We start from the raw sequence: 13673 nt of genomic DNA, 5'->3' as shown, positions 1-13673 counted from the left end.
ACTGCAACAGACGAAGTGGACCGTGTTTGCGGCTCGGCCCCGCTTGCGGAACTTGTCCAGGTAGACAGTCACCTCATGAACTGGAAGTCCATAAGGAACCTGTAGAACGGAGTAGCGCTCTCCATTCCGAAAGCGGATTCGCTTCGCGACGTATTGCGTCATCAACTCACCATTTTTTCTAAGTAGTGGTTCAGTTATTCATCCAGTAAAACACAAAAAAAATGTGTGGGTAAAGAAAAAAGCCCGCTCTCCATGGGAGGGCGGGCTTCTACCAACAAAAAACTGTTTTAGTCAGAATTAAAAAGGTTATGGGCAGTAAAAAATGTAAATAGCGCTCGATGTGAGTGAGTGAAAGGGCTTCTGCGCACCCACTCTCTCATAACGTCAATACATGTGCCGTCTTCGACCCGTTATTTACATTTTCTCGGCGCGACGAGGGAGCAGCCTGGAGCTGGCTGAGCAACTGGCCCGTGAGGCCGACCTGCCGGAAGTGAACCTTCGGCATTGCTTCAACAGCTGCCCGAGCTGCGTCAACGTCGCCAACCAGGATGACCTGGGTTTGCGCGCGCGTGATGGCGGTATATAGAAGCGTCCGGTCAAGTAACCGGTTGCCAGTGACCGGTACAATCACCTTGGGCCACTGCGACCCCTGCGCCTTATGAACGGTAATCGCGAAGCCAAGCTCGAGGTCATCGAGCATTTCTTCGAAGACCGGTCGCCGCTCACCATCATCCCAAAGAATCCATCCAATGGCGAACCCAACCTCCTTACCGGCCTCGTCGGTCAGCATTCGGGGCGAGTCTTCAATCTGTACAAGTCGGCCGAGCGACCCATTCTGCAAGCCAAGCGACCACATATTCCGGGTGCAAAGCACGAGGTCGTTTTGGTGGAACCCGGTGCGAACGGCGGACTCGTGTTCGTCACTCCAGACGGTCAGCGGTCGCGACCTTGCGGTCAGCGCAGCCTGACACGCCGCATTGAGCCCACGTGTGCCGTCCGGTCCGTTTCTCCGCGCGCAGAGAATCTGTGTGTTATCCGGGTCTGCCTGATAGAGCTTCAGCACCGTCGCAGCGATGCTGCCCGGTCCATCGTGGCTCAGGTTCGTACAGGCCAACATCGATATCGGCGCCGTTGGGTCCGTGGGGAGAGAAGGCCACACGCCGTTTCGAATGGACTGCGCAGCCTGCGCAATTGCATTGCCGTAGCGCTTGACGACCTTCAGTTCCGAGGAGGAGATTTGCGGCAAACCGACAAGCGCGTGCAGAACGAGTCCCGGACCGACAGGCATCAACTGGGCCGGGTCACCGACGAGCAGCAGGCGTGCGTGCGCGGGCAATTCTCTGCACAACCGATGCATCGTCACGATGTCCAGCATGCTTGCTTCGTCGACTACGACAACCAAAGGGCCATCGAGTGCCTCGCGGCCCACATTCCTCAGGAAGCTCGCGATAGTCGAAGCCGGGCGGCCCGTGGCCTCCTGCATCCTCTTCGCTGCACGCCCCGCAAGGGCCATCTGGTATATGCGAATTCCGGCGCGTTCGTAGGCAGCATACACGGCCTTTAGAACCGTCGTCTTACCGACTCCAGCCCCGCCGGTCATGAGTGCGAAGGCGTTGTTCGTGGCAACATGTACCGCTTCGCGTTGCTCTTCGTTGAGCGCCAGACCTTCAGCCATTTCGTAGCGCTGGAGGATGCGCTCGAGTACAACGTCAGTGAGGATGGATTGGCCCGCCGGGTCCAGGAGCCGCTGCGCGATGGCCTGTGCCACGGCAGTTTCCATGACCAGCGGCCCGGTGGGGTGAATCACATCGTCGTGTCCGAGAACGTAGCTGCCGTTCCAGTGGCCCTGGTCGAGCGCAGCGTCAATCAGCGTTCGCCATCGGAACTGTGGAGTCTGCGGGCCGAACACGCCAACCAGCCGGTCGGCAAGCATGGCCCGTGTAGCGCAGGTATGACCCGAGTCGAACAGTCGGTACAGGGCTTCCTCAATGGCACCACGCAATCGCCTGTGGTCATCCACGCGTATCGAGAACTTCGACCGGGCCAACCCGTCGACCGCTTTCCACGTGGCACAGAATGAGATGAGGCGATAGGGGTCTTCTTCGATACGCACGGACGCGTCCGCACCAAAGAACTTAAGGATTTTCCGTCCAATTGTCGTGTGGAAACCATGCCGCTGTAGCCACTGGAGCGTCCGCGTGTTCCCCTGCAATGCCCAGGCCGCAACTGCCTGCTGCGCCGATTCCTCGGTAAGCACCTTCGTCAGGGTGGCGACGTCGCCGTCGTCCAGCAACGCGTACAGTCTGTTGCCAAACGTCTCCCACAGTTTGCGCGCTTTGCCGTATCCGATGCCCCTGAAGTCGTCGCTCTCAGCCATCAGCGTCACGATGTGCTCACCAGACGGGAGCAGGAAATCCAGCTCAGTGGGCTCGATTTGCCGCTCAGCAACTTCGAAGCCGTTTAGCAGGTTCGTGCGCTGCCGGCAGGGTCCCTCAACACGCCACCATTGCCCCACCTGTACCCGGTTTTCACCGAGCAGCGCACCGGGTGCGCGAACCACGTAATATGCGCGGGCTTCCAGCACATTTCCATGTTCGTCAATCGAGCTACCCGCGAAGATGCAACCACCCGTTCCGCGTGGATTCTGGCTGCGGATGGACGTGACGCGCAAGGTCAGCGCTGTATTCACCGGAGAAGCCTCCCAGTCGTGGCAAGGGCTTCATCGAGAAGGGCATACTGTTCGAGCTTGCGCTTGAGCTCCTCATTTTCGGCACGCAAGGCGGCATTATCGAGTTCGAGCCGGTTCAGGCGCTCGGCGTTGACGGACGCACGCTGCCGACCGGTTTCACGCAACGGCAACTCGCCCCCGGATTCGTCAGATTTTGGTGCGAGAGGCGGCAGCACACCGGCATCCCGCAATGCATCCTCCTTCGCCTTCAGGGCGTCCTTGATACGCGGATTCTGGCTCAGGGCAGATTGGGCAAAGCCGCATTCCTTGGCGATTTCTTTGCGGGACAGGACGCCGCGACTGGCCATCGCTCGGAATTCGCTTTCCGTTTTGCTGGCGAGCCAGGCGACGAATGCGCTGAAGTTCTGCTCGGCAATTTGTTGTCCATTGGCCATGGTCAGCTTCTCTGCGGGTCACGAGGTTTCTTCTTCGAGCCCGGCCGGTCGCTCTGTTCACGGTCGACGGAGGGGAGCGGCTGGTTCAGAAATTCCTTGCTCAGGTTGCGGGTCTGGGCGTTATACGCCCAGCGGGCGAACTGCTCGAGCAGGTTGTTGTTCTCGGCCTCGAGCCGCTGGTTCTCGCCTTCCAGACGAGCTATGCGACCCAAAGCCGCCTGCAATTCCGGCGATGCGGCGTCGCCCGGCTGTTCGCCCCTCTGTCCCGAGAGTGCCTGCTTCCGGACTGCAAAGGCCAGCCGGATTCTCTCGTGGCGGTGAAGCGCCTGCCGGGTGTATCTCAGTCCCTCGCGCTTCTCGACGGCGTCGATGAGCCCATCCCAGCTGAGCTTGTCGCTCCAGCCATCAAGCACGCGCACAATGCTGGCAACGACCTCGTCATCAAGGTTCTTCTCTCTCGACCGTGTCATGCCGTAGCCTCTTCGGACATCGGCGGCACCCGCGAGGATTCGACCTTTACCGGGGCGAGCAGCAGCACGCGTGCTTCAGCCGCATGGTCCAGCCGAGACGGAATGTCCGCCGGCATCAACTGGATGATGGCGCCGCGCGGCACCGCCGGGTCATCCAGGATTTCGAGAAGGGCAGTTACCCGGGCCAGTTGGACCCGGTGGTGCTCAACCCATTCGCTCGCCCCGAATTCTCCCTCGGTCTCGGCCCGCTCTGCCATCGCGAGCAGTCGCGTCGCCTCCGCGTGCGCCTGCCGGATGCGTTTCTCCTTTTCCTCCAAGCCCTTCACGCAAACCTGCTCACCACAGTTCAGGCAGTCCCGGTGCATCTGGCAGGGAGACATTACATAGTCATGAATGCAATATCCGAAGTCCGTGGTATGGGCTGTCGGGACCTTCAGCCGGGCAAACTCGTCCCGGGTAATGAGTGCCGCCCTTGGGCCGGCGGCCAACGGGCCGAACATCCGCGTATCGTCGCCAACCGCCGTCCGGATGCGCGCGACGATGGCGTCCGGCGTCTCGTGGTCGTAGAACCTGTTCTGCCTCACATCCTTGCGACCGGACCATTTGGCGATATCAAGCTGACTCATGCCGCCTGCCTGCGCAAGCGTGTTCAGGTAATGACGGAACTGATGCGTATGCACCCGAATCGGACTTCCGTCCGGCTCGTAAAGTCCACATCGGTCGAAGATGGACTGAACGCCTGTCTCCGAACGCGCCCCGAGCCTGTTATGGATGTGCGGGTGGCCGATTGGCTCAATGACGCACCTGATGCGAGGCTTGGATACTGCAAGTGCGTTACGCTGAATCACAAACATGGCATCACTATATTTGAGGCCGGTTGCCCCGTGAACAGTCGGGAAGCCGCGCGGAAGGTCTTTCAATACGGCAGATTCCACGTCTGCGAAACGCACGTATGCCTTGTTCCCACGCTTTTCCTTCGGAACCTTATTGGTCTTGCACCATGCTCCAGCCGCGTTCCGGTCTACCGGGTCTGCAAAGATGACCTCGGTGACTTCGCTCATGCTGAGCCATTCCTGTTTGCGCAAGTGCTCCGTTTCCGTGGTCAGATAGAGCTTCTTGGGGTTCTTTTCGTACCATTTGGCGACTTGGCGTGCTTCGTCGGTGACGGTTCGAATTTTCTTGATTGCCTCCTCAACGACGCTCGTCATCGATGGAATAATCCATTTCACCATAGGCTCGGCGCCCTTGGCTGGCCACCATCTAAGGCCATATGCATCATCGGAGTCGCTTTGCTTTTTCCGGACTTCGCAATCAACTGGCAGCAGGAGAACTTCATTGATACGGTCAGGAGCGGAACAGAGAATCGCGGTTGCCGAAGATACCAGCACGTCGGCCGGCTCGGTCGCGAGCCCGAACACCTTCGGCAGCGCGTCGAGCACAGTGTGACTTGGCATTTTCTCCGCTCGGCGCTCATCGGCCTCCTTTCCAACCCGAACCGAATCACTGGGTCGTTTGAGTGGGTTACGCCAGCGTGTCGGCACAGCCAGTAACCCGTTGTCGCAAAGGAAATCGGCAACCATCTCTAGTTGACCCGCCGTTCGGTATGCGGTGGCACCACCGAGGCGCTCATTGAGCAATTGAGCCGCACGGTTCAGGACATGCGAGTTTGTGTGCACCGGGTCCGAGGCCCCGGCCTCCAACAGCGCGGCTTCCAGCGCGCGCAGAGCCGTCATGCGCCCAGCAACGTTCAGCGTCGGTTTCATGGCGTGCTGGTATCGCATATAGGATTTCGCAAACGACCTGAACGGCTCGCTCATCATGACGCGCGGTCTCTGATTGCTGGTCTCGAGATTACTGAATACGAGCCTCTCCGCGCTATGCTTACCCTTGCGCTGTAATGTGTCAGATACATCCCAACTGTCTTCTTCGAAGACCAATGACTGACCGAACACGCTGAGTTTTGTCCTGCACAGGTCGATGAAGCCAGCCATATTTGCGTCTGCATCAAGCTCGGCCTGGGGAACGAAGGTGACGATATCAGCCATGGGCGGCACTCCTTTCATAACGTGCCGTCTCGCAGAGCTGGATAACCTCGGCGACCGCCAGTATTGCGCGGTCGTTAATGGACGCAATGCGAGCGTCGCCCGTGACCATCAATCGCTCCCTCTCGGCAATCAGATGGTCGAGAACCAGTTCGTGCGGCCCGTCCATCCATGGCTCGAAACTGTTGCAGGTGTAACAGGCAATGGGCTTGAGAAACCCGCAGAAGCCATGCTTACCACAGCTCGATATCGCGGCGAAGTCGCCGGTGATGCCCGGCGCCCGGATTTGGCTTGTCGGGTCGGCTCTTCGCGAAGCCTCTGAAGGACCATCAATGAGTTTGCCTGCAAACGCTTGCGCGAGCGGCGCGAGCTGCATGGCGACTGCCCTGTCGATGCGCTCCACGATGGCCGGCGTCGAGTTGACATAGACACCCACGTTCTGCGTATCGGAATGGTCCAGCAGTTCGGCTATCACCAGCTCGCCATGGCCTTCCTCCGCCGCTCGGGTGCCTACCGTCGAGCGGAACCGCTTTGGCCCAATGTGTATGAAGTCGCCGGTGCGCTCCGAGATGACCTCGAGCCTCCTCATCACCGCATTAATCTTGTTCCCTATTTGCGCAGATGTCTGGTGGAATGCATACCCGGCAATTGCAGCGTCCACCTGTTCGCCAGGGAACAGCGGCGCGTCCAACGGGTCATCAAGCAGTCCGGTGAAACGTTTCTTGACCTCGGCAGCGTATCTGGCGACCAGCGTCCCAATCTCGGGGGTCAGCACGCGGTCCTTGAATTCTCCGCGCGCATCGCTGTCGCGCCCCTTTGCCCTAGGCATCCGTATTGAATATGTTGAGGAGCCGCCCTTTTCATGGACGATGACAACGTCGCGGACCTTCAACGCCGCGTACTGCGTCGGCCGCTGACCGAGCATCATCAGCAGCCAGCACAGCACATAATCCGCGAGGCTCACCTCGTGCTGCGCGTAGCCACTGTTCAACGCCATCTGCAGCGCTTCGAGCTCCAGTGCGGTGAATGGGCCGTCGTAAGGGTCCATCGTGGCGGTAGATACGCCTTTAACATTGCCCTTCAGCCGAAGCTGGTTCAACAGTACGCCGGCATCTTCTGTGATGCCGGCGTAACCCAACCGCCGCCAGCGCTTGAGGAATCCGGACACCGTACCCAGATACCATTCCCTGTCCGGTCCGACGTGCGACTTGTAGTTGAGCAGGTCCACGCTTGTAATTTCGCTGACTTGCGTCTTGCTCCTGTCGGACACAAACTCGAACAGATGGCGAGCCCGATAGAACAAATTCCTCAAATGCGGCAAGGATTCGTTTTGCGCGTACCAAACCAGCGTTGACCGAAACGCCGCCTCGAAGTGATTACCGAGCTCGGGCAACGTTTCAAATTGCAGTTTGGCGCTGAAGGTAGGCTCCCGTATGTCCCACTCATCTTGGTGAGGGTCAAACACTGCGCCGCCGCGAGTGTTGACGATGGCCGGAAGAGTGCCGACATAGGGCGCAACGACCGGCAAATCAACGCTGTTATTGGTTGTCATCGCGTGGTTTCACCATCTTGTTTTGCAGTTGAAGCGAGGCGTCGCGCGCCTTGCGCTCGACTTCCCGCCGGGTGTAGGTCTCCGCTGAACCAGACGTCTCTGACCAGCCCATCAATTGTGACCGGGTCTTCTTTTCGGTTTCCTCGTCCATGCCCGCTTCGTCGGCAACCTTCGAGAAGTTGAAGTTGTACGTGTGCCTGAACAGGTGCGGGAAGACATTGGGCAGGTCGGGGTGCTTTTCACTAAGCACGCTGAATATGTCGTCAAATCCACGAAGGGAGAGCGGCGCTCCGCCGTTGGCTACGAACAGGAACGGATGTTTCCGTGAATTGCGGTGGCGGCGCCGCTCCTCGATGATGTATTGGCGTGTCCGCGTGGCCAAATCGTCGCTGATGGGCAGGATACGGTCTGCAGTCTTCGTGTTGGGTTGGTAAGTTCGCGGGTCAACTGGGTCATCAGCGCGTCTGGCAATGAACACCTCGTTCGCCCTGAAGTTCACATCATCCACCTTCACGCCAAGCAGTTCGCCGCGCCGGACACCGAGTCCCATGAGCCACCGGACGATGAGTTCATTGCGCACGCGGCCGTGCCCACTCTTCCACGGATTCTCAGACGAGTTGACGTCAATGATTTGCCAGAGACGTTCCTGTGCGGCCTCATCGAGCGCCACGCGGCTGCTCGCCTTGTTGCGGCCCTTGCCAGTCGGTATACGGGCCGTCAACCCGGAGACCACAATTTCCTTCACGCCGAGGAGCGCTGCGCGATTCGCATGCTGCGCACTCAGACTCAGGAGACGCCTGTCGGCCAGCCATCCGATGAACTGGCGGATATAGCGGACCCGAACGCCGGCGGAATCGCCGGCGACCTCAGGAGGTGCTTCCTTCGCACGAGCCCGATAGGACTCAAGAGAAACCACCGCTCGCCCGGCGCGGGTCAAGTCCGCATCAACCTGCGACTCGATATCTGCCATCGGAAGGCGGCATAGCTGCACCAACGCGTCGAGCTCACCCAGCTCGAGCAATCGCCCCTCCAACATGCGCTGGGTGAGGTCGATTTTATGCTGCTTGCAAAAGAGCAAGAAGACCTTCAACGCACGCAGCACCTGCTCGATGGTCGCGCTCGCCCGGTTGCGCGCCCGGAACTCGGTCATGGTGAAGACCGTCGTGTCGAACAACGGCACACCCGTGTGGTCCACCAGCAGCGCGAAACGCTCACCTGATTCGAAAACAACGTTTCTGACAGTGTAACGTTCGGTCATTTATTTACATTTTCGAAAGTGCCCGGTTCGCAGGACAATACCAAGGCGTATAAAAAATGTAAATAAGAAAAAAGCCCGTAACCACAAGGGTTACGGGCCTGCTAATTACATTTCTTAAAAAGTGCCCGTCAGAAAGGAATATCGTCGTCCATCTCATCAAACCCACCGCCAGCCGGCGCGCTCGGACGGCTCGAACCACCACCGCCGCCACCGCTGCCGCCACGCGAAGCGCCGCCGCCCGAGACCGCGCGGCCACCACCGCCACCACCGCCGCTACGCTCCGACGGTTCACCGCGGCTGTAACCGCCTTCGTCGCCACCACCGCCCATCGAGCCGCCACGGCCACCCAGCATTTGCATCTGTTCGGCGACGATTTCGGTCGAGTAACGGTCGGTGCCGTCCTGAGCCTGCCACTTGCGGGTACGGATGCGCCCTTCCAGGTACACCGACGAGCCCTTCTTCAGATATTCCGACACGATTTCAGCAAGCCGGCCGAAGAACGACACGCGGTGCCATTCGGTTGCTTCCTTCATTTCGCCGGACGCTTTGTCCTTGTACCGATCCGTCGTCGCAAGGCGGATGTTCGCCACTGCGTCGCCGCTCGGAAGATAACGGACTTCCGGATCGGCTCCGAGATTGCCGACGAGAATAACCTTGTTCACGGATGCCATGAGTTTCTCCTGTTGATTCCGTTGCGAGCGGCGCGGCAACGCACGATTCACGTCTCAGGCCAGCGGGCCGGAGACTGGAACTGCGCCTCAGCCCGCCGCCAGGTGAGTTCTGAGTGAGCCTTTTTACGCCTTGCGCGGCGGCTGTTTCATCTGTGCGGCGATTATAAGCCAGCAAAAGACCAGGGCCGAACAGGTAAAGAATACGGCGCTTTGGCCATCTACTTTCAGCAGCCAGCCGCCGACCACGCCGCCCAGTGCAAGACCGATCGACTGTGTGGTGTTGTACACGCCGGCCGCCGCGCCCTTGCGGGTGCCCGGCGCCAGTTTCGACACCAGCGAAGGCTGCGACGCTTCAAGAATATTGAAGCCGAGAAAGTAGACAAAAAGGATCGCCGCCACACTCAGAATCGTATGCGGTGCGACGCCCAACAACAACTGTCCGATCAGGATAAGACCGATCGCCGACAGCAGCACGATTTTCATTTTTCCGCGTTTTTCCGCGGCGATGATCGCCGGGACCATCATCACGAACGAGAGGCCCATCACCGGCAAATACACCTTCCAGTGCGACGCGACCGGCAGGCCGCCGGCTTCGAGAATGCGCGGCACGACGAGGAACAACGCGGTTTGCGTGGCATGCAGCACGAGCACGCCGAAGTTCAGGCGCAGCAGTTCGACGTTATGCAGCACCTCGGCGAACGGCGCGCGCACGTGCACAGGCTTGGGCGCATCCGGCACGACCCACAGCACCAGGCCGATCGCCAGAATCGAGAAGATGCCGACCAGCGTGAACAGGCCGCTCATGCCGACCCACTGGAACACGATCGGCGCACCGACGATCGCCACCGCGAACGAAACGCCGATACTGGCGCCCACCATCGCCATCGCCTTGGTGCGATGCTCTTCGGAGGTCAGGTCGGCGATAAACGCGATCACCGCGGACGACACCGCGCCCATGCCCTGAATCACCCGGCCGACGATGATCCACGTCATGTCGTGCGCACCCGCCGCGACGAAGCTGCCGAGCGCGAAGATCAGGAGGCCGGTCGCAATGACCGGTTTGCGGCCGATTTTGTCGGAGACCCAGCCGTAGAAGATGTACAGCATGGACTGCGTCACGCCGTACGCACCGAGCGCGATACCCACCAGCAGCACGTTGTCGCCGCCGGGGATGGTTTTCGCGTAGATCGAGAACACCGGCATGATCATGAACAGACCGAGCATGCGCAGCGCGAAGATGGCGGCAAGCGACACGGTCGCGCGCATTTCAGGCGCGCTCATGCGTGAGGATGTAGCAGTCGGATTGGACATCGAGAGCGTTCTTTGAATGAGCGGGGCGGCCTACCGCCGGGCGGCACACCGCGGGCGGGCCCTCCCAGCAGGACGGCCACAACCAGGCGGCTTACCACGGGACGGCCGGACGGCGGCAAGCATGCGGCGCGGCATTCGGGCCGGCGGCCTTGCTACACGCTTGTCTGGAGCCTCGCGGCGCCTTGTACTCGCGGAAAATGGCCCCAGTTAAACCTCTTTCTCGCGGCGCTGGACCGCTGCCTTACAGCTTGCCTTGGTGCCCCTTCGGGCTGTCAGGAAGCCGTAACGGCGGTCTTGAAAAGTCGTTATAGTAGCAGGTTTAGCCTCTTCCTCTTTCCGCCAGGTCACGGGCCAAGTCTTGGAATAACGCGTGGAACAAATCCGTATCCGTGGGGCTCGCACCCACAACCTGAAGAACGTCAATCTCGACCTCCCACGTCACAAGCTCGTCGTGATTACGGGCCTATCCGGCTCGGGTAAATCGTCGCTTGCGTTCGACACGCTCTACGCGGAAGGACAGCGGCGCTACGTCGAAAGTCTCTCCGCTTACGCCCGCCAATTCCTGCAATTGATGGAGAAACCGGACGTCGATCTGATCGAAGGCCTGTCGCCGGCGATCTCGATCGAACAGAAAGCGACTTCGCACAATCCGCGCTCCACGGTCGGCACCGTCACCGAAATTCACGACTATCTGCGGCTGCTGTTCGCACGGGTCGGCACGCCGTACTGTCCGGACCACGAAATTCCGCTGCAAGCGCAAAGCGTCTCGCAGATGGTCGACGCGGCGCTCGCCCTGCCGGAAGAGACCAAACTGATGATCCTCGCGCCGGTGGTGGCGAACCGCAAAGGCGAGCACGTCGAGCTGTTCGAGGAGATGCAGGCGCAGGGCTTCATCCGTTTTCGCGTCCGCTCGGGCGGTGGCACGGCCAACGAAGGCGTCGCGAAGATCTATGAAGTCGACTCGCTGCCGAAGCTCAAGAAAAACGACAAGCATACGATCGACGTCGTCGTCGACCGTCTGAAAGTGCGCGGCGATATGAAGCAGCGCCTCGCTGAATCGTTCGAAACGGCACTGCGTCTCGCCGACGGCCGCGCGATCGCGCTGGAAATGGATACGGACAAAGAGCACCTGTTCAGCTCGAAGTTCGCCTGCCCGATCTGCTCGTATTCGCTGCAGGAACTGGAGCCGCGCCTCTTCTCGTTCAACAACCCGATGGGCGCATGCCCGGAGTGCGACGGACTCGGCCAGATCACTTTCTTCGATCCGAAGCGGGTCGTCGCGCATCCGTCGCTGTCGCTGGCGGCAGGCGCGGTGAAGGGCTGGGACCGGCGTAACCAGTTCTACTTCCAGATGCTGCAAAGTCTCGCGGCGTTCTACGAGTTCGACATCGACACAGCCGTCGAAGACCTGCCGGAGAAAGTCCGCAAGATTCTGCTGTTCGGTTCGGGCAAGCAGGAGATTCCGTTCTCGTACATCAACGAACGCGGCCGCACGTCCGTGCGCGAGCATGTGTTCGAAGGGATCATCCCGAACCTGGAGCGGCGTTACCGCGAGACCGATTCGGTCGCGGTGCGCGAAGAGCTCGCCAAGTATCAGAACAACCAGCCCTGCCCGGCCTGCGCCGGCACGAGGCTGCGTCGGGAAGCCCGTTTCGTGCGGATCGGCTCCAATAGCGACGCGCGCGGCATCTTCGAAATCAGCGGCTGGCCGTTGCGCGACGCGCTCGGCTACTTTCAGACGCTGCGGCTCGAAGGCTCGAAGCGCGAGATCGCCGACAAGGTCGTCAAGGAGATCGTCGCGCGGCTGATGTTCCTGAATAACGTCGGGCTCGACTACCTGTCGCTCGAACGCAGCGCGGAAACGCTGTCGGGCGGTGAAGCGCAGCGGATTCGCCTCGCCTCGCAGATCGGTTCCGGTTTGACCGGCGTGATGTACGTGCTGGACGAGCCGTCGATCGGTCTGCATCAGCGCGACAACGACCGGCTGATCGCCACGCTCAAGCATTTGCGCGACCTGGGCAACTCGGTGATCGTCGTCGAACACGATGAAGACATGATCCGCATGGCCGACTATGTGGTCGACATGGGTCCCGGCGCGGGCGAACACGGCGGCATGGTGATCGCCGAAGGCACGCCCAAGCAGGTGGAGGCGAACGCGGCGTCGATGACCGGGCAGTATATGTCCGGTGCCCGCAACATCGAATTCCCGGACGAGCGCAAGGAACCGGACGAACGCCGTCTGCGCATCGTCGAAGCATACGGCAACAATCTGCAGCACGTCTCGCTCGATCTGCCGGTCGGTCTGCTGACCTGCGTGACCGGCGTGTCCGGTTCGGGCAAGTCCACGCTGATCAACGACACGCTGTATCACGCGGTCGCGCACCACCTGTATGGCTCGTCCACCGAGCCGGCGCCGTACGAATCGATCGAAGGGCTGGAGCATTTCGACAAGGTCATCAACGTCGACCAGTCGCCGATCGGCCGCACGCCGCGCTCGAATCCAGCCACGTACACAGGTCTGTTCACGCCGATCCGCGAACTGTTCGCGGGTGTGCCGGCGGCGAAGGAACGCGGCTACGAAGCGGGCCGCTTCTCGTTCAACGTGAAGGGTGGCCGCTGCGAGTCCTGCCAGGGCGACGGCGTGCTGAAGGTGGAGATGCACTTCTTGCCGGACGTGTACGTTCCCTGCGACGTCTGCCACGGCAAGCGCTACAACCGCGAAACGCTCGACGTGCAGTACAAAGGCAAGAACATCAGCGAAGTGCTCGACATGACGGTGGAGAGCGCCTACGAGTTCTTCAAACCGGTTCCGGTCGTGGCGCGCAAGCTGAAAACCTTGCTGGACGTGGGTCTGGGCTATATCCGCCTGGGCCAGTCGGCCACCACCCTGTCGGGCGGCGAAGCGCAGCGCGTCAAACTATCTTTGGAACTGAGCAAGCGCGACACCGGTCGCACGCTATACATCCTGGACGAGCCGACCACCGGTCTGCACTTTCACGACATCGCATTGCTGCTGGAAGTTATTCATCGTTTGCGGGACCAGGGTAATACCGTCGTGATCATCGAGCATAATCTCGATGTAATAAAGACCGCCGACTGGGTCATCGATCTCGGCCCAGAAGGCGGAGCCGGAGGAGGTCAAATCGTTGCGCAAGGCACGCCGGAGCAGGTCGCCAAGTCGAAGGCAAGTTTTACCGGTAAGTATCTGGCGCCGCTGCTGAACCGCACGGCCAGTAGAACGTAACG

At 60.3% G+C, this 13673-nt stretch carries 9 protein-coding genes; 1 reads left to right on the top strand and 8 read right to left on the bottom strand.

Annotated elements, in window-relative coordinates:
• Positions 1 to 376: 376 nt before the first annotated feature.
• The 8 genes from GNZ13_RS37340 to GNZ13_RS37305 all read right to left on the bottom strand — a co-directional run bounded on the left by GNZ13_RS37340 (position 377) and on the right by GNZ13_RS37305 (position 10427).
• The gene (locus GNZ13_RS37340) at positions 377 to 2689 is read right to left on the bottom strand and encodes an ATP-dependent DNA helicase (RefSeq protein ID WP_172174249.1); all 2313 of its coding nucleotides are present in this window, start codon (positions 2687 to 2689) and stop codon (positions 377 to 379) included.
• On the bottom strand, positions 2686 to 3123 hold the full coding sequence (locus GNZ13_RS37335; protein WP_172174246.1) for a VPA1267 family protein: 438 nt from the start codon (positions 3121 to 3123) through the stop codon (positions 2686 to 2688). Before GNZ13_RS37335 ends, GNZ13_RS37340 begins: the two co-directional genes overlap by 4 nt.
• A 2-nt stretch (positions 3124 to 3125) precedes the next feature.
• On the bottom strand, positions 3126 to 3593 hold the full coding sequence (locus GNZ13_RS37330) for a hypothetical protein (protein WP_172174243.1): 468 nt from the start codon (positions 3591 to 3593) through the stop codon (positions 3126 to 3128).
• Positions 3590 to 5638: an integrase gene (locus tag GNZ13_RS37325; RefSeq protein WP_236002366.1), complete on the bottom strand. Its 2049-nt coding sequence runs from the start codon at positions 5636 to 5638 to the stop codon at positions 3590 to 3592. The genes GNZ13_RS37330 and GNZ13_RS37325 overlap by 4 nt, the downstream gene beginning before the upstream one ends.
• Entirely contained in the window at positions 5631 to 7187 is a 1557-nt protein-coding gene (locus tag GNZ13_RS37320; RefSeq protein ID WP_236002365.1) for a site-specific integrase, read from the bottom strand. Before GNZ13_RS37320 ends, GNZ13_RS37325 begins: the two co-directional genes overlap by 8 nt.
• Complete coding sequence (locus tag GNZ13_RS37315; RefSeq protein ID WP_172174240.1) at positions 7174 to 8445, bottom strand: tyrosine-type recombinase/integrase; 1272 nt, start codon at positions 8443 to 8445, stop codon at positions 7174 to 7176. The genes GNZ13_RS37320 and GNZ13_RS37315 overlap by 14 nt, the downstream gene beginning before the upstream one ends.
• 128 nt (positions 8446 to 8573) lie before the next feature.
• Positions 8574 to 9116: a single-stranded DNA-binding protein gene (locus GNZ13_RS37310; RefSeq protein ID WP_172174237.1), complete on the bottom strand. Its 543-nt coding sequence runs from the start codon at positions 9114 to 9116 to the stop codon at positions 8574 to 8576.
• 123 nt (positions 9117 to 9239) lie between these two features.
• Entirely contained in the window at positions 9240 to 10427 is a 1188-nt protein-coding gene (locus tag GNZ13_RS37305) for an MFS transporter (protein WP_172174234.1), read from the bottom strand.
• A gap of 370 nt (positions 10428 to 10797) precedes the next feature.
• On the opposite strand from GNZ13_RS37305, the gene uvrA reads away from it, so the two are divergent.
• Positions 10798 to 13671 (top strand): excinuclease ABC subunit UvrA, encoded by a 2874-nt coding sequence (gene uvrA, locus GNZ13_RS37300; RefSeq protein WP_172174231.1) that lies wholly within the window; start codon positions 10798 to 10800, stop codon positions 13669 to 13671.
• Positions 13672 to 13673 lie beyond the last annotated feature (2 nt).

The organism is Paraburkholderia elongata (assembly GCF_013177735.1).
GTDB lineage: Bacteria > Pseudomonadota > Gammaproteobacteria > Burkholderiales > Burkholderiaceae > Paraburkholderia > Paraburkholderia elongata.
This window is presented reverse-complemented; position numbering and strand designations above follow the sequence as displayed.

What these genes read in the sequence shown, in the direction of transcription:
- GNZ13_RS37320 (WP_236002365.1), bottom strand. Translation starts at nt 7,187, where the DNA reads ATGACAACCAATAACAGCGTTGATTTGCCGGTCGTTGCGCCCTATGTC.
- GNZ13_RS37330 (WP_172174243.1), bottom strand. Translation starts at nt 3,593, where the DNA reads ATGACACGGTCGAGAGAGAAGAACCTTGATGACGAGGTCGTTGCCAGC.
- GNZ13_RS37335 (WP_172174246.1), bottom strand. Translation starts at nt 3,123, where the DNA reads ATGGCCAATGGACAACAAATTGCCGAGCAGAACTTCAGCGCATTCGTC.
- GNZ13_RS37315 (WP_172174240.1), bottom strand. Translation starts at nt 8,445, where the DNA reads ATGACCGAACGTTACACTGTCAGAAACGTTGTTTTCGAATCAGGTGAG.
- GNZ13_RS37310 (WP_172174237.1), bottom strand. Translation starts at nt 9,116, where the DNA reads ATGGCATCCGTGAACAAGGTTATTCTCGTCGGCAATCTCGGAGCCGAT.
- GNZ13_RS37305 (WP_172174234.1), bottom strand. Translation starts at nt 10,427, where the DNA reads ATGTCCAATCCGACTGCTACATCCTCACGCATGAGCGCGCCTGAAATG.
- GNZ13_RS37325 (WP_236002366.1), bottom strand. Translation starts at nt 5,638, where the DNA reads ATGGCTGATATCGTCACCTTCGTTCCCCAGGCCGAGCTTGATGCAGAC.